Source organism: Streptomyces sp. NPDC005423 (assembly GCF_040606415.1).
Taxonomy (GTDB): Bacteria; Actinomycetota; Actinomycetes; order Streptomycetales; family Streptomycetaceae; genus Streptomyces.
Genome location: NZ_JBEXET010000018.1, coordinates 49,684 through 73,144 on the forward strand (window position 1 = coordinate 49,684; position 23,461 = coordinate 73,144).

At 69.5% G+C, this 23,461-nt stretch carries 26 protein-coding genes; 17 read left to right on the top strand and 9 right to left on the bottom strand.

Going from position 1 to position 23,461, the window contains the following annotated elements; translation table 11 throughout:
- The first annotated feature begins 297 nt into the window (after positions 1 to 297).
- Positions 298 to 2,640, top strand: coding sequence for an immune inhibitor A domain-containing protein (locus ABZT12_RS20260; protein WP_356386036.1), 2,343 nt, complete (start codon positions 298 to 300; stop codon positions 2,638 to 2,640).
- Between the two features lie 121 nt (positions 2,641 to 2,761).
- Positions 2,762 to 3,109: a hypothetical protein gene (locus ABZT12_RS20265; RefSeq protein WP_356386039.1), complete on the top strand. Its 348-nt coding sequence runs from the start codon at positions 2,762 to 2,764 to the stop codon at positions 3,107 to 3,109.
- Positions 3,110 to 3,183: 74 nt separating this feature from the next.
- On the opposite strand, the gene ABZT12_RS20270 is transcribed toward ABZT12_RS20265, so the two are convergent.
- Together ABZT12_RS20270 and ABZT12_RS20275 are read right to left on the bottom strand one after the other, a co-directional pair.
- On the bottom strand, positions 3,184 to 3,771 hold the full coding sequence (locus ABZT12_RS20270) for an isochorismatase family protein (protein ID WP_356386041.1): 588 nt from the start codon (positions 3,769 to 3,771) through the stop codon (positions 3,184 to 3,186).
- 149 nt (positions 3,772 to 3,920) lie between these two features.
- A complete protein-coding gene (locus ABZT12_RS20275; RefSeq protein WP_356386044.1) occupies positions 3,921 to 5,267 on the bottom strand; it encodes a nicotinate phosphoribosyltransferase in 1,347 nt (448 codons plus the stop codon).
- Positions 5,268 to 5,425: 158 nt separating this feature from the next.
- On the opposite strand from ABZT12_RS20275, the gene clpS reads away from it, so the two are divergent.
- From clpS to ABZT12_RS20310, 7 genes are all read left to right on the top strand, one after another.
- The gene (gene clpS, locus ABZT12_RS20280; protein WP_242773010.1) at positions 5,426 to 5,743 is read left to right on the top strand and encodes an ATP-dependent Clp protease adapter ClpS; all 318 of its coding nucleotides are present in this window, start codon (positions 5,426 to 5,428) and stop codon (positions 5,741 to 5,743) included.
- 12 nt (positions 5,744 to 5,755) lie between these two features.
- Positions 5,756 to 6,361, top strand: coding sequence for a DUF2017 domain-containing protein (locus ABZT12_RS20285; RefSeq protein ID WP_356386049.1), 606 nt, complete (start codon positions 5,756 to 5,758; stop codon positions 6,359 to 6,361).
- 277 nt (positions 6,362 to 6,638) lie between these two features.
- Positions 6,639 to 8,051, top strand: coding sequence for an amino acid permease (locus ABZT12_RS20290; protein WP_356386052.1), 1,413 nt, complete (start codon positions 6,639 to 6,641; stop codon positions 8,049 to 8,051).
- 116 nt (positions 8,052 to 8,167) lie between these two features.
- Positions 8,168 to 8,590, top strand: a complete 423-nt coding sequence (locus ABZT12_RS20295; protein ID WP_356386055.1) for a M67 family metallopeptidase — start codon at positions 8,168 to 8,170, stop codon at positions 8,588 to 8,590.
- Between the two features lie 79 nt (positions 8,591 to 8,669).
- Positions 8,670 to 8,771, top strand: a complete 102-nt coding sequence (locus ABZT12_RS20300; RefSeq protein ID WP_356386058.1) for a putative leader peptide — start codon at positions 8,670 to 8,672, stop codon at positions 8,769 to 8,771.
- Positions 8,772 to 8,874: 103 nt separating this feature from the next.
- Complete coding sequence (locus tag ABZT12_RS20305) at positions 8,875 to 9,153, top strand: MoaD/ThiS family protein (RefSeq protein WP_356386061.1); 279 nt, start codon at positions 8,875 to 8,877, stop codon at positions 9,151 to 9,153.
- Positions 9,154 to 9,169: 16 nt separating this feature from the next.
- Positions 9,170 to 10,120, top strand: a complete 951-nt coding sequence (locus ABZT12_RS20310) for a cysteine synthase (protein ID WP_356386064.1) — start codon at positions 9,170 to 9,172, stop codon at positions 10,118 to 10,120.
- Positions 10,121 to 10,256: 136 nt separating this feature from the next.
- Here the strand turns inward: ABZT12_RS20310 and ABZT12_RS20315 are convergent, their stop codons facing one another.
- Positions 10,257 to 10,715: a type II toxin-antitoxin system PemK/MazF family toxin gene (locus ABZT12_RS20315; RefSeq protein WP_356386067.1), complete on the bottom strand. Its 459-nt coding sequence runs from the start codon at positions 10,713 to 10,715 to the stop codon at positions 10,257 to 10,259.
- Between the two features lie 213 nt (positions 10,716 to 10,928).
- Here ABZT12_RS20315 and ABZT12_RS20320 point away from each other — a divergent pair, with 213 nt between their 5' ends.
- Complete coding sequence (locus ABZT12_RS20320; protein ID WP_356386070.1) at positions 10,929 to 11,681, top strand: MBL fold metallo-hydrolase; 753 nt, start codon at positions 10,929 to 10,931, stop codon at positions 11,679 to 11,681.
- Positions 11,682 to 11,761: 80 nt separating this feature from the next.
- Here the strand turns inward: ABZT12_RS20320 and ABZT12_RS20325 are convergent, their stop codons facing one another.
- Both ABZT12_RS20325 and ABZT12_RS20330 read right to left on the bottom strand, forming a co-directional pair.
- Positions 11,762 to 13,078, bottom strand: coding sequence for a PTS transporter subunit EIIC (locus tag ABZT12_RS20325; protein WP_356386074.1), 1,317 nt, complete (start codon positions 13,076 to 13,078; stop codon positions 11,762 to 11,764).
- 184 nt (positions 13,079 to 13,262) lie between these two features.
- Positions 13,263 to 14,555 (bottom strand): PTS transporter subunit EIIC, encoded by a 1,293-nt coding sequence (locus ABZT12_RS20330; protein ID WP_356386077.1) that lies wholly within the window; start codon positions 14,553 to 14,555, stop codon positions 13,263 to 13,265.
- Positions 14,556 to 14,661: 106 nt separating this feature from the next.
- On the opposite strand from ABZT12_RS20330, the gene ABZT12_RS20335 reads away from it, so the two are divergent.
- The 4 genes from ABZT12_RS20335 to rdgB all read left to right on the top strand — a co-directional run bounded on the left by ABZT12_RS20335 (position 14,662) and on the right by rdgB (position 16,958).
- On the top strand, positions 14,662 to 14,931 hold the full coding sequence (locus ABZT12_RS20335; RefSeq protein ID WP_356386293.1) for a PTS glucose/sucrose transporter subunit IIB: 270 nt from the start codon (positions 14,662 to 14,664) through the stop codon (positions 14,929 to 14,931).
- Positions 14,932 to 15,038: 107 nt separating this feature from the next.
- A complete protein-coding gene (gene rph, locus ABZT12_RS20340; protein WP_356386081.1) occupies positions 15,039 to 15,776 on the top strand; it encodes a ribonuclease PH in 738 nt (245 codons plus the stop codon).
- Between the two features lie 116 nt (positions 15,777 to 15,892).
- Positions 15,893 to 16,324: a hypothetical protein gene (locus ABZT12_RS20345; RefSeq protein WP_356386084.1), complete on the top strand. Its 432-nt coding sequence runs from the start codon at positions 15,893 to 15,895 to the stop codon at positions 16,322 to 16,324.
- A gap of 31 nt (positions 16,325 to 16,355) precedes the next feature.
- Positions 16,356 to 16,958 (top strand): RdgB/HAM1 family non-canonical purine NTP pyrophosphatase, encoded by a 603-nt coding sequence (rdgB, locus tag ABZT12_RS20350; RefSeq protein WP_356386087.1) that lies wholly within the window; start codon positions 16,356 to 16,358, stop codon positions 16,956 to 16,958.
- Between the two features lie 145 nt (positions 16,959 to 17,103).
- Here rdgB and ABZT12_RS20355 read toward each other — a convergent pair whose 3' ends face one another.
- From ABZT12_RS20355 to bcp, 3 genes are all read right to left on the bottom strand, one after another.
- Positions 17,104 to 17,763 (bottom strand): HNH endonuclease signature motif containing protein, encoded by a 660-nt coding sequence (locus tag ABZT12_RS20355; RefSeq protein ID WP_356386089.1) that lies wholly within the window; start codon positions 17,761 to 17,763, stop codon positions 17,104 to 17,106.
- Complete coding sequence (locus tag ABZT12_RS20360; protein WP_356386091.1) at positions 17,760 to 18,413, bottom strand: HNH endonuclease signature motif containing protein; 654 nt, start codon at positions 18,411 to 18,413, stop codon at positions 17,760 to 17,762. The genes ABZT12_RS20355 and ABZT12_RS20360 overlap by 4 nt, the downstream gene beginning before the upstream one ends.
- Positions 18,414 to 18,563: 150 nt before the next feature.
- Positions 18,564 to 19,031 carry a thioredoxin-dependent thiol peroxidase gene (bcp, locus tag ABZT12_RS20365; RefSeq protein ID WP_356386093.1) on the bottom strand — a complete coding sequence of 156 codons (468 nt, stop codon included), beginning with the start codon at positions 19,029 to 19,031 and terminating at the stop codon, positions 18,564 to 18,566.
- Positions 19,032 to 19,124: 93 nt separating this feature from the next.
- Here bcp and ABZT12_RS20370 point away from each other — a divergent pair, with 93 nt between their 5' ends.
- Both ABZT12_RS20370 and ABZT12_RS20375 read left to right on the top strand, forming a co-directional pair.
- Positions 19,125 to 19,454 carry a DUF3618 domain-containing protein gene (locus tag ABZT12_RS20370; RefSeq protein ID WP_356386097.1) on the top strand — a complete coding sequence of 110 codons (330 nt, stop codon included), beginning with the start codon at positions 19,125 to 19,127 and terminating at the stop codon, positions 19,452 to 19,454.
- 54 nt (positions 19,455 to 19,508) lie between these two features.
- Positions 19,509 to 19,865, top strand: a complete 357-nt coding sequence (locus tag ABZT12_RS20375; RefSeq protein WP_356386100.1) for a co-chaperone GroES — start codon at positions 19,509 to 19,511, stop codon at positions 19,863 to 19,865.
- Positions 19,866 to 19,974: 109 nt separating this feature from the next.
- Here the strand turns inward: ABZT12_RS20375 and ABZT12_RS20380 are convergent, their stop codons facing one another.
- Positions 19,975 to 22,410 carry a transglycosylase domain-containing protein gene (locus ABZT12_RS20380; RefSeq protein ID WP_356386103.1) on the bottom strand — a complete coding sequence of 812 codons (2,436 nt, stop codon included), beginning with the start codon at positions 22,408 to 22,410 and terminating at the stop codon, positions 19,975 to 19,977.
- Between the two features lie 241 nt (positions 22,411 to 22,651).
- On the opposite strand from ABZT12_RS20380, the gene ABZT12_RS20385 reads away from it, so the two are divergent.
- The gene (locus tag ABZT12_RS20385; protein WP_356386106.1) at positions 22,652 to 23,452 is read left to right on the top strand and encodes an ABC-2 family transporter protein; all 801 of its coding nucleotides are present in this window, start codon (positions 22,652 to 22,654) and stop codon (positions 23,450 to 23,452) included.
- Positions 23,453 to 23,461: the final 9 nt, after the last annotated feature.

The following is a 23,461-nucleotide window of genomic DNA, read 5'->3' on the forward strand; positions in this document are numbered from 1 at the left end:
AGGGCCGCCCGAGCCGACTGTGCACACGCCCCGGTGATCTCCGCCGGAGCCCCGCGCGGAGTTCGCGCGACGTCCGTGCGGAGTCCGCGCGGAGTCCGTGCCGTGTCCGTGCCGTGTCCGTAAAGCGGACCCCGGCTTCGCATAGTGCACTTGTCCTGCTCAAGTCAAGGTCTGTCTTTTCCCGTAAACCTCTAGTCAAATGTCGTCACTTGACTATCACGCGTACACCGCGCGCGGACCTTTCGTGACTTCCAGGACCCCCTTCCGCGCGGTCGGGTACGCAGGGGAGGACCTCAAGTGACCAGCAGACCCTGGACGTTCAGAGCGGCCGCGGTGGGCGTCGCCCTCGCGGCGGCCACCGCCACGTTCTCGACGTTCGCCACGGCGGAGGCCAGTACGACGGCCGACTCCGCCCGTATCGACCGGCACGACCCCGCACCGGTCGCACAGAAGAAGCACGACCTCGACGGCCCGCTGAGCAAGACGCAGGACGCCCAGCACCAGGAGGCCCTGAACGAGGTCATCTCCGGCAAGGCGTCCGTCAAGGACCGCGACGGCTCCAAGGTCGTCCAGCTCAAGAGCCGGGGCGGCAAGGGCAAGTACGTCGAACTGGGCCGGGAGAAGACCGACAAGATCTTCACGATCCTCGTCGAGTTCGGCGACCAGGTCGACAGCCGCTACGGCGGCACCGCCGGCCCGCTGCACAACCAGATAGCCGCGCCGGACCGCGCGAAGGACAACTCCACCGCCTGGCAGGCGGATTACAACCAGGCGCACTTCCAGGACCTGTACTTCGGCACCGGCAAGAAGACCGAGTCGCTCAAGAAGTACTACGAGAAGCAGTCCTCGGGCCGCTACTCGGTCGACGGCGAGGTCACCGACTGGGTCAAGGTCCCCTACAACGAGGCACGTTACGGCTCCAACAAGGCGTCCACCGGCGCCTGGTACGCGGTCCAGGACGGCGTCAACGCCTGGGTCGCCGACCGCGAGGCCGCCGGTGACTCGGCCGCCGAGATCAAGGCGGAACTGGCCCAGTACGACCAGTGGGACCGCTACGACTACGACGGCGACGGCAACTTCAACGAGCCCGACGGCTACATCGACCACTTCCAGATCGTGCACGCCGGCGAGGACGAGTCCGCGGGCGGCGGCGCGCAGGGCGCGGACGCGATCTGGGCCCACCGCTGGTACGCCTTCGGCACCGACGCCGGCTCCACCGGCCCGGGCACCAACAAGCTCGGCGGCACCCAGATCGGCGACACCGGCATCTGGGTCGGCGACTACACCATCCAGCCGGAGAACGGCGGACTCGGCGTCTACGCCCACGAGTACGGCCACGACCTCGGCCTGCCCGACGAGTACGACACCGCGGGCGGCGAGAACTCCACCGGCTTCTGGACGCTGATGTCGTCCGGTTCCTGGCTCGGCACCGGCAAGGAGGCCATCGGCGACCTGCCCGGCGACCTCAACGCCTGGGACAAGCTCCAACTCGGCTGGCTCGACTACGACGTGGCCAAGGCCGGTGCCAAGTCGAAGCACACGCTGGGTGTCGCGGAGTACAACACCAAGAACCCGCAGGCCCTCGTGGTCCAGTTGCCGAAGAAGGAGGTCACCACCGAGGTGGTCACCCCGGCCCAGGGCGCCACGCAGTGGTGGAGCGGCAGCGGCAACGACCTGAGCAACACCCTTGCCCGCTCGGTCGACCTGACCGGAAAGTCCTCCGCCGCCCTCACCCTGGACGGCTGGTACGACATCGAGGCCGACTACGACTACCTCTACACCGAGGTGTCCAAGGACGGCGGCGCGACCTGGACGGCGATCGACGGCACCCTCGCCGACGGCTCCGCCATCCCGCGCGACGGCAGCGGCAAGCCCGCCCTCACCGGCACGACGGCCGCGTACCAGAAGCTGACGTACCCGCTGGACGCCTACGCGGGCCAGAAGATCGACGTCCGCTTCCGTTACCAGACGGACGGCGGGGTGGCGCAGAAGGGCTTCGCGGCCGACGAGATCACGGTGACCGCCGACGGCGCCACCCTCTTCTCCGACAACGCCGAGTCCGCCGACACCGCCTGGACGGCCGACGGCTTCTCCCGCATCGGCGCCTCCTTCGCGGACGACTACGCGCAGTACTACCTCGCCGAGAACCGCCAGTACGTGTCGTACGACCGGACCCTGAAGACCGGCCCGTACAACTTCGGCTTCTCGACCACCCGTCCGGACTGGGTGGAGCACTACGCGTACCAGAACGGTCTGCTGATCTGGAAGTGGGACACCTCCCAGGCGGACGACAACACCAGCGCGCACCCCGGTGAGGGCCTGATCCTGCCGATCGACTCCCACCCGAAGCCGCTGAAGTGGTCCAACGGGGCGCTGATGCGCAACCGCGTGCAGGCCTACGACTCGACGTTCGGCCTGTACTCCACGGACGCGATCACCCTGCACAACGCGGACGTGGCGACCACGGTCAAGTCGCAGCGGGGCGTGCCGGTCTTCGACGACGGAACGTCGACGTACTACGACGCCTCGAACCCGGCGGCCGGTGTCAAGGTCACTGACACCAACACCCGGATCAAGATCACCAAGGAGCCGCGGAACGGCTCCACGGTCTCGCTCCAGGTCGGACCGTCGGTGAAGTAGCCGATAGAACCGCAGGTCAGAACCGTATCGGCGGCGACCCCCTGGCGGGTCGCCGCCGATCGTGTTTGAGTGCGTCCTGTGGCTCTCTTATTGACACCGACTCGCACCGGGATGTGACCGCATGGCCGCAGGAGGTTTCTGCAAGCTGCCGACAGGCAGCGTGGTGGTGGCGCTGAACCTGCCCACACCCACCGCCGACGGCGCGGAGTGCGTCCGTTTCCTGGTGCACGCCCACAACCGCGCCCGCGCCCTGACCAGGCTCCGCAACCTGGGCATGCGCGCCGTCTACCTGCGCGGCAACGCGGCCCCGCCGACCCCGGACGAGATCACCGCCGTCCTGCACCACCCCGACGGCCTGATATGGCGTACGGCGCCTGACAACGCTGTCGTCGCGCCGGGCCCGGAGCTGCCGCAGGAACTCTGGCACCCGATCCGGGCACTGGTCCGCCGCCCGCCGACCCCGGCGTGAGAGACCACGGCGGGACCGAATGCGACCGAGTGTGAGCGAGCAGGAGCGAGTGGGACCTGATCCGACCGGCAGTCCTAGGCGACCACGGGCTTGCCACTGAGTGCCACGCCCGCCGCCCGCAGCTCCGCCAGGGTCCGCTCGGTGGAGGCCTGGGCCACGCCCGCGGTGAGGTCGAGCAGCACCCGGGTACGGAAGCCCGCGCGGGCGGAGTCCAAGGCGGTGGCGCGTACGCAGTGGTCGGTGGCGATCCCGACCACGTCCACCTCGTCGATCTCCCGGGCGCGCAGCCAGTCGCCCAACGGCACGCCGTTCTCGTCGAGCCCCTCGAACCCGCTGTACGCCGCCGCGTACGCCCCCTTGTCGAAGACGGCGTCGATCGCGCCGGAGGCGACCGCGGGCGCGAAGTTCGGGTGGAAGCCCACGCCCTCCGTGCCGGCCACGCAGTGCGCGGGCCAGGAGTGGGTGTAGTCGGGGTGGTCGGCGAAGTGGCCGCCGGGCGCGATGTGGTGGTCACGGGTGGCCACCACATGGCGGTAGCCGGCCGGCGCCTGGCCGATCAGCTCGGTGATGGCGGCGGCCACATCGGCACCCCCGGCGACCGCGAGGCTGCCGCCCTCGCAGAAGTCGTTCTGCACGTCTACGACGATCAAGGCGCGGCGCATGGTCGGTGTCCTTCGACTATGGGGGTCGGTGGAGGGGGAGTGCGGGCCCGGCCGGTGGGGTTCCGAGCGTAGGGAGTTACTGACGGGTGCGGGAGGGGCGGCGCGGGAACGGGGTGCGGGGTGCGTGCGGGGTACTGCGGGCTCAGGCCCTAGTTACCCGAGGGCAGATGCAGGTACTCCGTCGGGATGACCGCCTCGCCGCGCGAGAGCTGGAGCGCGGAGAGCGGCAGACCGGCCCGCGCGACCGCGTGCCGGTCCCGTACGACGTCCAGCGGTTCGCGGGCCACCACCTCGCCGCCCTTGACCAGCTCCACCAGGAGCTGCCGGTCGGCCAGCTCGGCCGGGACGGCGCCGGTGCCGACGACTTCGGCCTCGGCGACCCCGTCCCCGTCCAGCCGGCGCGCGGCCCACTTGCGGCCGCCGATCGAGGTCTTGCCGCCGGTGGACTTCTTCGCCACCGGCACCAGGGGCGCCTTCGGATCGGCCGACTCGGCGCGCGCGACCAGCTTGTACACCATCGAGCAGGTCGGGTGCCCGGAGCCGGTCACCAGCTGGGTGCCGACGCCGTACGCGTCCACGGGCGCCGCCGCCAGCGAGGCGATGGCGTACTCGTCCAGGTCGGAGGTGACGACGATCTTCGTGTCGACGGCGCCCAGCTCGTCCAGCTGCTGGCGCACCCGGTGGGCGACGAGCAGCAGGTCGCCGGAGTCGATGCGCACGGCGCCCAGCTCGGGCCCGGCCACCTCGACGGCCGTCCGGACGGCCTCGGTGACGTCGTAGGTGTCGACGAGCAGGGTGGTGCCCGCGCCCAGCGAGTCGACCTGGGCCCGGAAGGCGTCGCGCTCGTGGTCGTGGAGCAGGGTGAAGGCGTGCGCGGAGGTACCGACGGTGGGGATGTCGTAGCGGAAGCCGGCCGCGAGGTCGGAGGTGGTGGCGAAGCCGCCGACGTAGGCGGCGCGCGCGGCGGCCACGGCGGCCAGTTCGTGGGTGCGCCGGGCGCCCATCTCGATCAGCGGGCGGTCGCCGGCGGCGGAGGCCATCCGGGAGGCGGCGGCGGCGATCGCGGAGTCGTGGTTGAGGATGGAGAGGATCACCGTCTCCAGCAGGACGCACTCGGCGAACGAGCCCTCGACCCGCATGATCGGCGAGCCCGGGAAGTACACCTCGCCCTCCGGGTAGCCCCAGATGTCACCGCCGAAGCGGTAGCCGGCCAGCCACTCCAGGGTCGCCTCGTCGATGACCCGGCGCTCGTGCAGGAAGCGCAGGACGCCGCCGTCGAACCGGAAGTTCTCCACCGCGTCCAGGACGCGTCCGGTGCCCGCGACCACGCCGTAGCGGCGGCCCTCCGGCAGCCGTCGGGTGAAGACCTCGAAGACCGAACGCCGGTCGGCCGTGCCCGCCTTCAGGGCGGCCTGCAGCATCGTCAGCTCGTAGTGGTCGGTGAAGAGCGCCGTCGAGGGAACGTCCACCGGCAGCCCAAGGTCCGCTACGTCCACCAAAGCTCCTAGGTGTGAGTCTCCGCGCTCCCCGGGGTCCGCCGGGGGCCCGGGGTCGTCCCCCGGCGCACGCGCCATGACGATGGAGCGTACCCCTATCTCGTCAGTTTGACGATTTGTGGGGTCCGTTTGTGCGAGCACCCCCTTGTGGTGGCAGCATGGGCCGCGTGACGTCACCCGCACCCCTGGAGATCGAACGCACCGAGTCGGCCGAGGAGGTCTTCGCCGTACCCGAGCCGGACGTCCCCTGGGTCACGATCGTCCACAACGACCCGGTCAACCTCATGAGCTATGTGACGTACGTCTTCCAGACGTACTTCGGCTACAGCAAGGACAAGGCCACCAAGCTCATGCTCGACGTCCACCACAAGGGCCGGGCGGTCGTCTCCAGCGGAACCCGCGAGGAGATGGAACGCGACGTGCAGGCGATGCACGGCTACGGTCTGTGGGCCACCCTTCAGCAGGACCGGAAGTAGCGACCTCAAGCGATGCCAGGACACTTCGAACCGCTCCCCGGCGGCGGCGCGGCCGTCGCGCTCGACGACGTCGAGATCTCCATCATCCGCTCGCTCGCCGTGCAGCTGCTGGAACTCATCGGACCGGGCCCGGGGGAGGACGCCTCCGCCGACCCGCTCGCCGAACTCTTCGCCGAAGGGCCGAGCGAGCCGCCCGCCGACCCGGTGCTGCGCCGGCTCTTCCCCGACGCCTACGGCGATCCCGGCCAGGCACCGGCCTCCCCGCGCGAGGCCGAGGAACGGCTCGCCCACTCCGCCGAGTTCCGCCGCTTCACCGAGAACGACCTCCGGGCCGGCAAGCGCGAGAGCGCCCTCACGGTGATCCGCACCCTGGACACGCTGACCCCGCGGGGCGACGGAGGGGCGGTCCTCAAGCTCACTGCCGAGGAGTCCCGGCAGTGGCTCGGTGCCCTCAACGACCTGCGCCTGGCGATCGGTTCGCGACTGGACATCACCGCCGAGGACGACGCGGACGACCTCTACCGGCTCCCGGACGAGGACCCGCGCAAGCCGATGGTGATGGCCTACCTCTGGCTGGGCGGGCTTCAGGAGACGCTGGTCGCCACCCTTATGCCGTGAGATGTGTCGGTTCCGCGTTCGCTCAGCGGACGCTCAAATCCGGATAACGATCGCGTCACCGCCGTAGCCGGTAATGCCGATCAAGCTGCCTCTTTGTCCGCTTCTGTCCGTGGGCTCCGCCACACCCGTTTGCAGTCGCCAACGGTCGGGCCGTGATAAATCTTCACGACCGCCCGGCCGACGCCACCCCTGTCCGCCGGGTGCGCCGTAAGGCCGGAGGACCTCGGCCCGGCAGCTCCAGTTCACGCGGGGGGATTCGGAGAAAGGCGCACCACACATGAGCTCGTCACGGGTCACCCCGGAAGAGGGGTACGAGCGCGGACTCGGCAGCCGCCAGGTCCAGATGATCGCGATCGGCGGCGCCGTCGGCGTCGGTCTCTTCCTCAACGCCGGGGCGAACATCGCCAAGGCGGGCCCCAGCCTGATCGTGATGTACGCCCTCGCGGGCGTGATCATCTTCTTCGTCATGCGGGCGCTCGGCGAACTGCTGCTCTACCGCCCGGTCTCGGGCTCCTTCGCCGAGTACTCACGCGAGTTCCTCGGCCCGTTCTTCGGCTACTTCACCGCCTGGACGTACTGGCTGATGTGGGTGGTCACCGGCATGGCGGAACTCACCGCCGCCGCGATCTACGTCCACTACTGGTTCCACTCGATCCCGCAGTGGCTCTCGGCGCTGGTCTTCCTGGTCGTGCTCTTCGTCGCCAACCTGATCTCGGTCAAGCTCTTCGGCGAGATCGAGTTCTGGGCCTCGATGATCAAGGTCACCGCCCTCATCGGCATGATCGTGATCGGGCTGGGCGTCCTCACCTTCGGCTTCAGCGCCGCCGGTGACACCGCCTCGGTCGCCAACCTCTGGCAGTTCGACGGCTTCTTCCCCCGGGGCATCGGCTCCTCCCTGATGACCCTCCAGGGCGTCATGTTCGCCTACCTCGCCGTCGAACTCGTCGGCGTCACGGCCGGCGAGTCCGAGAACCCGGAGAAGACCCTCCCGAAGGCGATCAACACCCTGCCCTGGCGCATCGCCCTCTTCTACGTCGGCGCCCTCACCGTCATCCTGTGCGTCGTCAAGTGGACCGAGTTCGCACCCGGCGTCAGCCCCTTCGTGCGGGCGTTCGCGGTGATCGGCATCCCGGCCGGCGCCGGCATCGTCAACTTCGTGGTGCTGACCGCCGCCCTCTCCTCCTGCAACTCCGGCATGTACTCCACCGGCCGCATGCTGCGCACCCTCGCCGACAACGGCGAGGCACCCAGGGCCTTCGCCCGCCTCTCCGCCTCGAAGACCCCGGCGCTCGGCATCACCGTCTCCGTCGCCTTCATGGGCATCGGCGTGCTCCTCAACTACGTCGTCCCGGAGAAGGCGTTCGGCTACGTCACCTCGGTCGCCACCGCGGCCGGCATCTGGACCTGGCTGATGATCCTGATCAGCCACGTCCTGTACCGCCGGGCCGTCGACGCCGGCCGCCTGCCCGCCTCGTCCTTCCCGGCCCCCGGCGGCGCGAAGTGCAGCTGGATCGCCATCGCCTTCCTGCTCTTCGTCACGGCCCTCATCGCCTACGACCCCGACTCGCGGATCTGCCTCTACGTCATGGCCGGCTGGACCGCCGCCCTCGCGGCCGGCTGGTGGCTCCTCAACTCCCGTGACCCACAAGGCACCGAGCGTCGCGAACCCGCCCTGGAACAGGTCGGCTGACCACCCCGTCCCGGCATACGGGCCCTGCCGTACCACCACTCGGTACGGCAGGGCCCGCCCGTCGTTCGCCCCCACCCCGCCCGACGCCTTCCGGCCGCCTGCTTATCCTGACGACCATGCTGACCATCACCCAGGACCTCCACGACCGGATCGTCGCGCACGCCCGCGAGGACCACCCCGACGAGGCGTGCGGGATCATCGCGGGCCCCGAGGGCTCCGACCGGCCCGAGCGGTATGTGCGCATGCTCAACGCCGAGCGGTCGCCGACCTTCTACAAGTTCGACGCCGACGAGCACAAGAAGCTCTACGACCGGATGTGGGACGCCGACGAGGAGGCCGTGGTCGTCTACCACTCCCACACCGCGACCGAGGCCTACCCCTCCCGCACCGACATCTCGTACGCCAACGAGCCTCAAGCGCACTACGTCATCGTCTCCACCGCGGACACCGACGGCTTCGGCGACTTCCAGTTCCGCTCCTTCCGGATCCGCGCCGGCGAGGTCGAGGAGGAGGAGGTCAAGGTGGTGGAGGCGTACTGATCTCGCACCTTGGATGAAATCGGTCCGAAATGTGAGATCACCTACCGGAAGCCGGCCCGGGAATCGATACGATGAGCCCATGGTTCTTCTCGACGTGAGCGACAAGACGCCGGGCGTGCTGCTCGTGGCGCGGCTGCACGTCGACCTGTGCAGGCTGCAGAGCGCGATCTGTCCGCGCTGACCCCGCCGCCGTACGGCCGTGAGCCGCGGCGCACACGCACCACCCGCCGCACCGCGCCGCCGCGCGCCCACCGACTGACTACTCCCGACAGGAGCCCGCACCCATGGCCATCGAGGTCCGCATCCCCACCATCCTCCGCCCGTACACCGACGGCCAGAAGGCGGTGGAGGGCAACGGGGACACCCTCGTCGAACTCTTCGCCGACCTGGAGACCCGGCACGCCGGCGTCCAGGCCCGCGTCGTGGACGGCGGCCAGCTGCGCCGCTTCGTCAACGTCTACCTCAACGACGAGGACGTCCGCTTCGTCGACGGCATCAACACCAAGCTGTCCGACGGTGACATCGTCACGATCCTGCCGGCCGTCGCCGGCGGCATGCGCTAGGGCGCGCTGACCACCGATGCGTTACGACTCCCCGCTGGCCGCGGTGGGCAACACCCCCCTGGTGCGCCTGCCGCGGCTCTCGCCGTCCCCCGAGGTCCGCATCTGGGCCAAGCTGGAGGACCGCAACCCCACCGGCTCCGTCAAGGACCGCCCGGCCCTGCACATGATCGAACAGGCCGAGAAGGACGGCCGGCTCACCCCCGGCTGCACCATCCTGGAGCCGACCTCCGGCAACACCGGCATCTCCCTCGCCATGGCGGCCAGGCTCAAGGGCTACCGCATGGTCTGCGTGATGCCCGAGAACACCTCACGGGAACGCCGTGAACTCCTCGCCATGTGGGGCGCCGAGATCATCCCCTCGCCGGCCGCCGGCGGCTCCAACACCGCCGTCCGCGCGGCCAAGGAACTCGCCGCCGAGCACCCCGACTGGGTGATGCTCTACCAGTACGGCAACCCGGACAACGCGGGCGCCCACTACGCCACCACCGGCCCGGAGATCCTCGCCGACCTCCCCTCCGTCACCCACTTCGTCGCCGGCCTCGGCACCACCGGCACCCTCATGGGAGTCGGCCGCTTCCTGCGCGAACACAAGCCCGACGTCCGTATCGTCGCCGCAGAACCGCGCTACGACGACCTCGTCTACGGCCTGCGCAACCTCGACGAGGGCTTCGTCCCCGAGCTGTACGACGCCTCCGTCCTGACCACCCGCTTCTCCGTCGGCTCCGCCGACGCCGTCACCCGCACCCGTGAACTCCTCCAGCAGGAAGGCATCTTCGCCGGCGTCTCCACCGGCGCCGCCCTGCACGCCGCGATCGGCGTCGGCAAGAAGGCCGTGGCCGCGGGCGAGCAGGCGGACATCGTCTTCGTCGTGGCGGACGGCGGCTGGAAGTACCTCTCCACCGGCGTCTACACCGCGCCGACCACCGAGGAAGCGATCGCCACGCTCCAGGGCCAGCTCTGGGCGTGACCCGCGCCCCGCGAGACCGCGGCCACCACGGGAGGGCGCCCCGGCCCGGCACCGCGGGCCGGTCACCCGCCGCCACGCCGGCCCGGGAGACGAAGGCGTCGCGGCAGCCCGCGCACCCGGAACCGGAAGGCGTCCGCTAACCGGCCAGATGACGGACCTGGTCCCACAGCGCCGGGTCCGCCACCCCGACCCGGCGCCGGAACTCCCGCACCCGCACCGAACGCAGCTCGTCCGTCTCCAGATAACTCGTCCGCCCCCGCGCGTCCCCCACCGACCCGGGAGGCATCGGGATCACCCCGGCCCGCTCCGTGTGGTACTTGCTGGTGATCTTGGCGACCGTCACCCGGTTCCCGCGCACCGCGAGCACCAGACACGGCCGGTCCTTCGCCTCCCCCGGCTGGTCCTCGTAGGGCACGTTCGCCCACCAGATCTCCGCCGGCCGCGGCCGGTCGCCCCGCCCCGCGCGCCCCGGATGTCCCGGCGGCCGGGACCGGCGACCCGCCGGCCGCCGCCCGCGCCCCCAGCCGTCCACGAGCGTGGCGACGAGCGCCAGCAATATCACCGCCGCGAGCGCGAGCCACCAGGACCTGTCCATGGAGACGACGTTACCGGCGCGCAATCCCGACCGCGCGCCTTCCCGCAAGCTCCCGCGCCCCTGTTCCAGCCGAACCGGTGACACAGCAGGTGAGTTGCCCCACAACAGCCCTTGGCGGAGGAGCGACCCACCCTTTCGCGCCTTACGCTCGACGGACCGCACGACCCCCGTCTCCCCACTCCAGAAGTTCCCGCCAGCGGAGGTTTCTGCTTCATGAAGCTCACCGTCGTCGGCTGCTCGGGGTCGTTCCCGTCCGTGGAATCGGCCTGTTCGAGCTACCTCGTAGAGGCCGACGGCTTCCGGCTGCTCCTCGACATGGGCAACGGCGCCCTTGGCGAGTTGCAGCGCCACTGCGGTCTCTACGACCTCGACGCGATCTTCCTCAGCCATCTGCACGCCGACCACTGCATCGACATGTGCGCCTACTTCGTGGCCCGCTACTACCGCCACGACGGCGGTCGCTGCGACCCCATCCCGGTCTACGGCCCCGAGGGCACCGAGCACCGGCTCACCACGGCCTACGCCGACACCCCCACCGCCTCCTCGATGAGCGAGGTCTTCGACTTCCACACCGTCAAGCCCTCCACCTTCGACATCGGCCCCTTCACCGTGCACACCGAGCGGGTCCGCCACCCCGTCGAGGCGTACGGCATCCGCGTCGAGCACGGCGGACGGTCCCTGACATACTCCGGCGACACCGGCCGCAGCGACTCCCTGGACGAACTCGCCCGCGACACCGACCTGTTCCTCTGCGAGGCCGCGTTCACCCACGGCAAGGAGAGCATCCCCGACCTCCACCTCAACGGCCGCGAGGCAGGCGAGACCGCCACCCGCGCCGGAGCCCGCCGCCTGGTCCTCACCCACATCCCCCCGTGGACCGACCCCCAGGTCAACTTGGCCGACGCGAGGGCGACTTACGGCGGCCCGGTGGAACTGGCGGCGCCGAGGGCGGCGTACGAAATCTGACGCGTTCCGCGGGAAAGACGTGAGGGCCCGGTCCGCTTCTCGCTCGCGGACCGGGCCCTCTGCGCGGACGGTGTCCGGGGCTACTTGGCCTCGGCCTTCTCCAGTTCCGCCAGTTCCTCGTCGGACTCCCGGCCCGGAGTCGGGAGGTTGAACTTGGTGATGGCGAAGCGGAAGACGACGTAGTAGATCGCGGCGAAGACGAGGCCGACCGGGATCAGCAGCCAGGGCTTGGTGGAGATGCCCCAGTTGATGAACACGTCGGTGAAGCCGGCCGAGAAGCTGAAGCCCATGTGCATGCCGAGCGCCCAGGTCACGGCCATCGACAGGGCGGTGAGCACCGCGTGGATCGCGTACAGCACCGGGGCGATGAACATGAACGAGAACTCGATCGGCTCGGTCACACCGGTGAGGAACGAGGTCAGCGCCAGCGACACCATCATTCCCGTCACGGCCTTGCGCCGCTCGGGGCGGGCCGAGTGCGCGATGGCCAGGGCGGCGGCCGGCAGACCGAACATCATGATCGGGAAAAATCCGGTCATGAACATGCCGGCGGTCGGGTCGCCCGCGAAGAAGCGGGGAAGGTCGCCGTGGAAGACGGTGCCCGCGGAGTTGGTGTAGTCGCCGATCTGGAACCAGGCGACCGAGTTCACGAACTGGTGCATGCCGATCGGGATCAGCGCGCGGTTGATGAGACCGAAGAGCGCCGCGCCGAAGGAGCCGAGCCCGGTCATCCACTCGCCGAAGTTGGTGATCACGTCACCGATGGGCTGCCAGCCGAGGACGACCAGGACGCCGAGAACGGCGCCGACGACGGCCATGATGATCGGAACGAGGCGGCGGCCGTTGAAGAAGCCGAGCCAGTCCACCAGCTTCTTGCGGTGGTAGCGCTGCCACAGGACGGCGGTCAGCAGACCGATGATGATGCCGCCGAGTACGCCCGGGTTCTGGAAGGTCGCGGCTGTCGCGGCCTCGTGACCCTTCTGCCAGAAGCCGCCGAAGGGGGCGACCGACGTGTAGGTGGCGCCGTCGTGGCCGTCCTTGATCGGAAACTGGTGGATCACCGCGTAGTAGGTGAGGAAGCTGACCACGGCGGCGAGGGCCGTCGAGCCGTCGGCCTTCTTCGCGAAGCCGATGGCCACACCTATACAGAACAGCAGCGGCAGCCCGAACGACCCGTCGAACAGGATGCCACCGGCGCCGGCGAAGACCTTCGCGACATTGGTCGGGAGGTGCAACTTCGCCTGGACGTCGGGCTGGCCCAGACGCATCAGAAGACCCGCCGCCGGCAGCACCGCGATGGGCAGCTGCAAGCTGCGGCCGATCTTCTGCAGGCCCTGGAACAGGCCGGAACCCCACTTCTTCGGGGGTGCCGCCGTCGGCGCGGTGGCGGTGCTCATAGACTTCCTCCATCGGGTGGTGGTCTACACCACTCAGTGGTGTAGACCTGTTGTAGCAGATGAAGTCCGCATAAGGAACCCGCGAATTCCGCGACCGGATCACTACGCCGCGTACACGACGAAGAGCCCCCGGACCGGTGTTCCGGAGGGCTCAACTCGCTTGCCTGTTCGGGTCGTCAGGCCTTCAGGCCTTGGTGACGTCCTCCCGCTCGTCGTCCGGTTCCCGCCCCGGCGTCTTCAGGTCGAACCGGAGAATCGCGAACCGGAACACCACGTAGTAGACCGCCGCGAAGCACAGCCCGATCGGAATGATGCCCCAAGGGCGTGTCGCCAGGCCCCAGTTGATGGCGTAGTCGATCAGACCGGCCGAGAAGCTGAACCCGTCGTGCACCCCCAGCCCCCACGTCACCGCCATCGACACCCCGGTCAGCACCGCGTGCACCGCGTAGAGGACCGGCGCGACGAAGAGGAACGAGTACTCGATGGGCTCGGTGATGCCGGTCACGAACGACGTGAGGGCGACCGACAGCATCAGACCACCGACCTCCTTGCGCCGGCTCGGCTTCGCACAGTGCGTGATCGCGAGCGCCGCCGCCGGCAGCGCGAACATCATGATCGGGAAGAACCCCGACGTGAACTGGCCCGCGTGCGGGTCGCCCGCCAGGAACATGTTGATGTCACCGTGCACCACCGTGCCGTCCGGCTCCGTGTAACTCCCGAACTGGAACCAGATGGGCACGTTCAGGAACTGGTGCAACCCCACCACCAGCAACGCCCTGTTGGCGACACCGAACACACCCGCGCCCCACGCGCCCAGCCCCACCAGCCAGTCACTGAAGTGCTCCAGAGCACCGCCGATCGGCGGCCACACCCACAGACAGAGCGCGGCGAAGAAGATCGCCACGAACGCCATGATGATCGGCACCAGCCGCCGCCCGTTGAAGAAGCCCAGCCAGTCCACCAGCTTCGTCCGGTGAAAACGCATCCAGAAGTACGCGGCGAGCAGCCCGATCACGATCCCGCCGAACACCCCAGGATTCTGGTAAGTGAACGCCGTGACCGTTCCGTCCGACGCCTGGCACCCGATGCCCGTCACCGACTTCGCCCCGCCCACGCAGTCCTTGGGGAACTGGCGCAGCACGTTGTAGTAGACGAGGAACCCGGCCACCGCCGCCAGCGCCGTCGACCCGTCCGACTTCTTCGCCATGCCGATCGAGACACCCACACAGAACAGCAGCGGCAGCCCCAGCGACCCGTCCAGCAGCGCACTGCCCGCGCCCGCCATCACCTTCGAGACATCGGTCCACCCCAGCCCCTGGTCCCCGAACACGTCCGGCTGCCCGAGCCGGTTGAGGATGCCGGCGGCCGGCAGTACGGCGATGGGGAGTTGGAGACTGCGGCCCATCTTCTGCAAGCCCTGGAACAGGGTGTTCCACCGGAGGCGCGGGGGACCGGCGGCGGCGCTGTCGGCACTCATGGACGCCCCTCGGTAAGGTGGTGTAGACCAGTTGGCGACGTGCTCAGCAACCATCCTTCGGCAAGGGCGACATGACCGCTCGCGAAGCTGGGCCAACTGTGGGTTACTGCGACAAAGCGGCTCGGATCAGGGAGAAAAGAACATGGCCAGCAAGGCTGAGAAGATCGTCGCCGGGCTCGGCGGCATCGAGAACATCGAAGAGATCGAAGGCTGCATCACCCGCCTCCGCACCGAGGTCATCGACCCCTCCAAGGTCGACGACGCCGCCCTGAAAGCCGCCGGCGCCCACGGCGTCGTCAAGATGGGCACCGCCATCCAGGTCGTCATCGGCACCGACGCCGACCCCATCGCGGCGGACATCGAAGACATGATGTGAAACCCGCGACCCCCCGCTGAGGGGCTCCTCCCGCCCCGGACCCACCACGTCCGACCCGGGAGGAGCCCCTTTCCCCGCACCCCCGCACAGGCCCTAGGCTCGTCGCCATGTCTCGAATTGACGGCCGCACCCCCCGACAACTCCGCCCCGTCACGATCGAACGCGGCTGGAGCAAGCACGCCGAAGGCTCCGTCCTCGTCTCCTTCGGCGACACCAAGGTCTTCTGCACCGCCTCCGTGACCGAAGGCGTCCCCCGCTGGCGCAAAGGCAGCGGCGAGGGCTGGGTCACCGCGGAGTACTCCATGCTGCCCCGCGCCACCAACACCCGCGGCGACCGCGAATCCGTACGCGGCAAGATCGGCGGCCGCACCCACGAGATCAGCCGTCTCATCGGCCGCTCCCTGCGCGCGGTCATCGACTACAAGGCCCTCGGCGAGAACACCATCGTCCTCGACTGCGACGTCCTCCAGGCCGACGGCGGCACCCGCACCGCCGCCATCACCGGCGCCTACGTCGCCCTCGCCGACGCCGTCACCTGGGCCCAGGGCCGGAAACTCGTCAAAGCCGGCCGCCGCCCCCTGACCGGCACGGTCGCCGCGGTCTCGGTCGGCATCGTCGGCGGAGTCCCCCTGCTCGACCTCTGCTACGAGGAGGACGTCCGCGCCGACACCGACATGAACGTCGTCTGCACCGGCGACGGCCGCTTCGTCGAAGTCCAGGGCACCGCCGAGGCGGAACCCTTCGATCGAGCGGAACTCGACTCACTCCTCGACCTCGCCGTGTCAGGCTGTGACGAACTGGCGGCCCTCCAGCGCAAAGCGCTCGAAACGACCCTCGAACGGTAACGGGAACGCGGTCGAGGGCGGGCGGTCCGGGGCAACCCGGCCGCCCGCCCGCACGTCCTGACCGGTACGGGGGAACGGGGCCGCACAGGCCTGCCCGACGGGAGGGGAACCCATCCATGGCCGCGACTCGATTACGCCGACCCGGACACCCACGCCGACCCGGACGCCGCCGCATCCACGCCATCGCCGCCCCACTCGCGACCGTCGCCCTGATCGCCGGAGTGACCGCCGGCTGCGACGCCGCCCACAAAGCCCTGGACTGCGTCCGCACCGCGGACGCCGTCGCGGACAGCATCACCGACCTCCAGGAGTCCGCCGAACACGCGGCGCTCTATCCCCACCAGGCCGACCGGTCCGTCGACGACATCAAGCAGAACCTCCACAAGATCGGCGACAGAACCGACGACGCCGACCTCAACAAGGCCGTCGACGACCTGGACCGGGCCGTCGACAACGTCCGTACCGCCGTCAAACACGGCGACAACACCCCCGACCTCAGCCCGGTCACCGACGCGGCCGGCGAGCTGAGCAAAACCTGCACCTCGTAGCGGCGAGGCGGGCGGCCGGGATACTGGACGTATGACACGCCTGATCCTCGCCACCCGCAACGCCGGAAAGATCACCGAGCTGCGGTCGATCCTCACCGACGCGGCCCTGCCCCACGAACTCGTCGGCACGGAGGCCTACCCCGACGTCCCCGACGTCAAGGAGACAGGCGTGACCTTCGCCGAGAACGCCCTCCTCAAGGCCCACGCCCTCGCCCGGGCCACCGGTCTGCCCGCGGTCGCCGACGACTCCGGCCTCTGCGTCGACGTCCTGAACGGCGCGCCCGGCATCTTCTCCGCCCGCTGGTCCGGCCGCCACGGCGACGACCGGGCCAACCTCGACCTGCTCCTCGCCCAGCTCGCCGACATCGCCGAGGAACACCGCGGCGCCCACTTCGCCTGCGCCGCCGCCCTCGCCCTGCCCGACGGCACGGAACGCGTCGTCGAGGGCCAACTCCGGGGCGTACTGCGCCACACCCCGGCCGGCACCAACGGCTTCGGCTACGACCCGATCCTCCAACCGGACGGCGAGACCCGCACCTGCGCGGAACTCACCCCCGCGGAGAAGAACGCGATCAGTCACCGAGGCAAGGCGTTCCGGGGCTTGGTGCCGGTGGTGCGGGAGTTGCTGGGGTGAGCCGATGAGAAAGCCCCGCACCTGTGAATCGAAGGTGCGGGGCCTTGTCTACCTGTGCGCCCGGTCGGATTCGAACCGACAGACACGATCACCTAAAAATCGCCGCTCAGCCCATGGCGTACGGGCGCCTGTGCCGCGACCTACCTTACCGGGCGTCGCCATGGAGCTGTCGACCTCCTCTGCACCAGGTGTTGGTGACCGCATGGCAATTGGGACACAGCAACCGCAGGTTCTCCCGCCGGTCGTCGCCCCAGTCCCCGTTGCAGTGATCGACTTCCAAGGTCATCGGCTTGCCGAGCCATTCCGGACCGCTCCCGCACTCGGCGCACTGCTCGGGTACACCGGTCTCGCGCAGCGCGCGACGTAGCAGATACGTTCTCGTCCGGCGCTCTTCGTTGTGCCGGACCAGGATTTCCTCGGGGCGTTTGACGGGATTCAAACCAGGCTTGCCTCGTTGGTGTGCCTGTCCAAGGAAGTGGGCGGTCGAAAGCTGTTCCTCGGCGGTCCACTGGCGCAACAACGCCCGCTGCGTGCCGCTGTCCGGCCGGCCCAGGCGTCGGAGCACCCCCGCGATGGAGATCGACTCGGTGACGGCCGCCCGCAACTCGTCACTCGTGGGCCGCTGCTGTCCGTCGCGGGGATTGAAGTGCGAGATGTCGATCCCGAAGTGAACGAAGCGCTGCGACAGGTAGCGATGGAGTCGGTCGTAAGGCCGAGTGCCGAAGAAGGCGATGACCTCGTCCAGATCGGCACACTGCTTCGCCGCCTCGGCCAGTCGCTCGCGTGTGTACTGCACGCCGCTCATGAGGCACCCTCTTTACGACGCCCCTTGCCGCGACCCCGGTAACTGTCCGTCGTCGAATGGCAGTTGGGGCACAGAAGCCGCAGATTCTGGATTCGGTTGTCTCGCCAGTTGCCGTCCAGGTGGTCCACTTCAAGTGGAAGCGTGCGTCCCCGCCACACCGTGTCCGTACCGCAGAGCGCACACCTTTCCGGAACACCGACTGCCGTCATCGCCCACCGGAGCCGATCGCTTTGCATGCGCCGGGCGCAGGCGGCCGCTTGCTCGACGAGCAAGGCAGCCGGTGTCCTGGGGCGCCGGGGTTTCCCTCGCCGGGTCGGCCGCTGAAAGTGCGACGTGTCGATGTCGTACGCCTTGATCCGGCGGCTGATGTGCGTGTGGTGCCCGCCCACCACCTCCAATCCGAGGTGGCGCAGCACCTCACACATGTTCGTCGAGGCAGAAACCGCCGTCTGGAGCCGGTCCTTGGTCCACTTGACCCCCTCCCGCTCGAAGTGCGAGACATCCACCCCCAGGTTCTTCATGCGGCCAAGTACGTACCGCCGCGTGGAACTCCCTGGATCCACCCCCAGCCTCTCCAACGCCTCCGACAGCGTCCGAGCCCCGCGGGCGGCCTCCGCCAGCCGTTCTCGTGTGTACGCGCTGAGCCTCATCTTCGTTCCCCTCCGGTCTCGACCACGCGTTCGCGGTCTCGTACGGAGTAACGAAGGGATTGTCGGACCGTCACGCGCCGAGGAGCGCGGGCCGGTCCCCTGGCCGGGGGCGGGCCCGCGCTCCTCGGCGGGTGTGCGGGGGCGGGTCGGTCAGATGCCCAGGTCCTTGATGATCTTCGCCACATGGCCCGTCGCGCGGACGTTGTACAGGGCCCGTTCGACCTTGCCCTGCTCGTCCACGACGATCGTGGAGCGGATCACGCCCAGGTAGGTCTTGCCGTAGTTCTTCTTCTCCCCGTAGGCGCCGTAGGACTCGGTGACCGTCTTCTCGGGGTCGGCGAGGAGGGTGATCCGCAGGGACTCCTTGTCGCGGAACTTCGCCAGTTTCTCGGGCTTGTCGGGGGAGATGCCGATGACGTCGTAGCCGGCGCCCGTCAGGAGTTCCAGGTTGTCCGTGAAGTCGCAGGCCTGCTTGGTGCAGCCGGGTGTCAGGGCCGCGGGATAGAAGTAGACGATGACCTTGCGGCCCTTGTGGTCCGACAGGGAGACCTCGTTGCCGTCGGCGTCCGGGAGGCTGAAGGCGGGGGCAACGTCCCCGGGCTGGAGTCGCTCACTCATCGCGCTAGCGTAACCGGGGGTGCTGACCGTGCGGCGGCGCGTGGAGCTGACAGACTGTCCAGGACAGGTACCAGCGACTTCGGAGGCCGTACGGTGGCGGACACGTCGGACACGAGAACCCCGGCGCAGATCGAGGCGGACATCAGTCGTCGCCGCGATGTGCTGGCCGAGACGCTCGACGAGATCGGGCTGCGGGTGCACCCGAAGACGATCGTGGGCGATGCGAAGGCCAAGGTGGTCTCCAACATCGACCAGACGCTCGGCAGGGCGTACGTCGGCGTCAACCGTGCCGTGAGCGAGGTGCGGACCCGGTTCGTGGACGAGGAGGGCGCGCCCCGGCTGGAGCGGATCATCCCCGTGGCGCTCGTCGCCGTCGGCGTCGTGGGGCTTCTCGTCGTCGGCTCGCGGCGTCTGAGGCGCTGAACCGGGCGCCACCCGCCCGCGTACGGGCTCGTCGAAGGCAGGTAGGTTCGTGGCGTGAGCGCCAACAAGAACGAGCACAGCACCCAGCACGACAAGCTGCCCATCCGGATGCTGCACGACCGTGTTCTCGTGCGGCAGGACGCCGGTGAGGGTGAGCGGCGTTCGGGTGGCGGGATCCTGATCCCGGCGACGGCTGCCGTGGGCCGCCGGCTGGCCTGGGCGGACGTCGTCGCCGTGGGGCAGAACGTGCGGACGGTGGAGACGGGCGACCGGGTGCTGTACGACCCGGAGGACCGTGCCGAGGTGGAGGTGCGGGGCATCGCCTACGTGCTGATGCGTGAACGCGATCTGCACGCCGTCGCCGCGGACCGTTTCGAGGGGTCCGAGGACGCGACGGGGCTCTACCTCTAGGGCCGCGGCCCGCGCGTACGGGACGGGAAGGGGCCGGCGACCCATGGTCGCCGGCCCCTTCCGTCGTGCCTGACTTCCGAGCCGGGGGCGGCCCGTGGTCGGCCGCCGGTCACTCTCGCTGTCTGCGGGTGGTGCCGGTGGTGCTGGTGCTCTGGGGTCCTCCGCCGGCGGTCGTGCCCGTGCCGGTCGTGTCGCCGGTGGTGGTGCCGTCCGTGGTGGTGCCCGTGGTGGTGCCGTCGGTGGTGGTGCCGGTCGTCCCGCCGGTCGTGGTGGTGCCGTCGGTCGTGGTGCCCGTGGTGCCGCCGGTGGTGGTGTCGCCCGTGGTGGTGCCGGTCGTGCCGCCGGTGGTGGTGCCGTCCGTCGTCGTGCCGGTGGTGCCGCCGGCGGTCTGGCCGTCGGTCTGGCCCTGGGTGCCGCCCTGGTCGCCCTGGCCGCCGGTGGTGGCCGTGCCGCCGTTGTCCTGGCCGGCGATGGCCGCGGGCTGGGAGGGGTCGACGCTCGGGGGCGCGGTGGAGTCGGCGCCGCTCTGGAGCTGGAGGTCGAAGTCGTGCGCCGGGGTGCCCTTGAGGGCGGACTTGGTGTACTGCGCCCAGATCTCGGCGGGCGCTCCGCCGCCGTTGACGCGTTGGAGGCCCATCGCGCCGTAGAGCGATTTGTGGGCGGCGGTGGTGGGGTCCTGGCCCATGACGGAGACGACGGTCGCGAGGTCGGGGGTGTAGCCCGCGAACCAGGCGGCGGTGTCCTCCTCGGCGGTGCCGGTCTTGCCGGCCGTCGGGCGGCCGGCGGCCTGGGCGGCGGTCGCGGTGCCGTTCTCGACGACGCTGCGCAGGACGGAGGTCGTGGTGTCGGCGGCCTCGCGGGTCACGGCCTTGGCGGTCTTGCGGGCGGGCAGCGCGATCTCGTCCGTGCCGTCCTTGGTGATCTTCGAGATCATCGTGTAGGGGGCGCGTTCGCCGTGGTTGGCGATGGTGGCGTACGCCTCCGCCATGTCGAGGACGCTGGCGGTGGACGGGCCGAGCGCGATCGAGGGGGTGGCGGTCAGGTCGGGGGTGCCGGCGGGGATGCCGAGGCGGATCGCCGTCTGCTTGACCTTGTCGGGGCCGACGTCGACGGCGAGTTGGGCGTAGACGGAGTTGACCGACTTGTCGGTGGCGGTGCGCAGGGTGATCTGGCCGTAGGAGGCGCCGTCCTCGTTCTCGGGGGCGTAGGAGCCGCCGCTCCAGCCTTGTACGGGGCGTTTGTCGGTGCCGTCGTAGTAGGTGTTGGGCGTGATCGTCTGGCCGTCCTGGGTCTGGGAGCCGTTCTGCAGGGCGGAGGTGAGGACGAAGGGTTTGAAGGTGGAGCCGACCTGGAAGTCGCCGCGGGTCGCGCCGTTCGTGTACTGCTTGACGTAGTCGACGCCGCCGTACATGGCGACGACCTCGCCGGTCCTGGGGTCGACGGAGGCGCCGCCGGCGCGGACGTAGGTGTCGGCCTTGCGGTTCTTCTTGTCGAGCTTCGACAGCAGTTTGTCGTCGACGGCCTTGACGAAGGCGTTCTGCTTGCTTCTCACCAGGGTGGTGGTGATGCGGTAGCCGCCGGCTTCGAGGGTGTCCGCGTCGATGATCTTGTTGGTGGTGAGGTAGTCCTTGATCGCGCCGACGATGTAACCGCGCTGCCCGGACATGCTGGTCGAGGCGGTCGCCGCCTTCGGCATCGGGAACTTCATGGCGGCGCGCCGGGTCTGGGTGAGCCAGCCCTTCTTGACCATGCCGTCGAGGACGTAGTTCCAGCGGGCCTCGGCCGCCGCCTTGTTCTCGGGGTGGGCGACGACGTCGTACTCGCTCGGCGCGTTGAGCAGGGCGGCGAGGTAGGCGCCGCGGCCGGCGTCGAGGCCGGTGGCGTCCATGCCGTAGTAGGCCTGGGCGGCGGCCTGGAGGCCGTAGGCGTTGCGGCCGAAGTAGCTGGTGTTGAGGTAGCCCTCCAGGATCTCGTCCTTGGACTCCGTGCGGTCCAGTTTGATCGAGATGAAGAACTCCTTCACCTTGCGGGTGACGGTCTGTTCCTGGCCCAGGTAGAAGTTCTTGACGTACTGCTGGGTGACGGTGGAGCCGGACTGGGTGCCCTTGCCGGTGGCGGTGTTCCAGGCGGCGCGGAGCATCGCCTTGGGGTCGATGGCGGACTCGGTGTAGAAGTCGCGGTCCTCGGCGGCGAGTACGGCGTGCTGGGCGTTCTTGGAGACCTGGGCGAGGGTGACGTTCTCGCGGTTGACCTCGCCGTCGCGGGCGAGCTGGCTGCCGTCGGCGTAGAGGTAGACGTTGGACTGCTTCATCGCCAGGGCGTTCGCGGCCGGGATCTTCACCATGGAGTAGCCGAGGAAGAACGCGCCGATGACCAGTGCCGCGAGGGCGACGAGGCCGCCGAGCACCATCCGCCAGGTGGGGAGGGCGCGCCGCCATCCGGTGCGCTTGGGCCGCTTGGGCTTCTTGCCGGGGTGCTGAACCGCTGGGGGTCCACTGGGTGCCCGGCCCTGTTCGGGCTGTTGCGGCTGCGGCTCGTCACTCATGTCGTGCACGGACTCCTGTTTCGCGTCGTACGTCTCCGTACGGCCCTGTGCGTATCGGTACGCCCCGTACGTCGCCGTACGTCGCTGTACGCCTCCTGCGTCCCCCAGACGAAGACTGTCGCACCCGGTGTTCCGTTCCCGCCGACCGACACCCGCTGCCCGGAAAAGGCGTGGCGTGTGTCACCACCTGCGCACTAGGCTCCTGCGCTTCGGTGCCGGGACATGGCGGAGGGGGGTCGGGGTGGGCTCGGGACGGTTGTACGCGGCCGTCGCCGCGGGGGGTTTCCGACGGTACGCGACCTATCGGGCGGCGACCGCGGCAGGGGTGTTCACCAATACTGTCTTCGGGCTCGTTCTCGTGTACACGTATCTCGCGCTGTGGGACGTGAAGCCGCACCTCGGGGGCTATGGGCAGGAGCAGGCCGTCACGTATGTGTGGCTGGGGCAGGCCCTGTTGTCGACGCTGGCGATCGGTGGCGGCGGGTTCGAGACGGAGTTGATCGACCGTATCCGTACGGGTGACATCGCGATCGATCTGAACCGCCCCGCCGACCTTCAACTGTGGTGGCTGGCGGCCGACTTCGGGCGGGCTCTGTTCCAGTTGCTGGGGCGGGGGGTGGTGCCGTTCGCGTTCGGGGCGCTGGTCTTCCCGGTGGCGCTGCCCGGGGAGTGGGGGACCTGGGCGGCGTTCCTGGTGGCCGTGGTGCTGGGGATGGTGGTCAGTTTCGGCATCCGGTATCTGATCGCGTTGTCCGCGTTCTGGCTGATGGACGGGGCGGGTGTGACCCAGATGGCCATGCTGCTGGGTTTCTTCTGTTCGGGGATGATGCTGCCGCTGAACGTCTTCCCGGGCGTCCTGGGGGAGGTGGTGCGGCTGCTGCCGTGGTCGTCGATGCTGCAACGGCCGGCGGACGTGCTGCTGGGGGAGGCCGATCCGTGGAGCACGTTCGCGTTCCAGGCTTTCTGGGCCGTACTGCTGCTGGGGGCGGGGCAGTTGGCGCAGTCGGCGGCGACGCGGAGGGTGGTGGTCCAGGGTGGCTGAGGGCGGCCG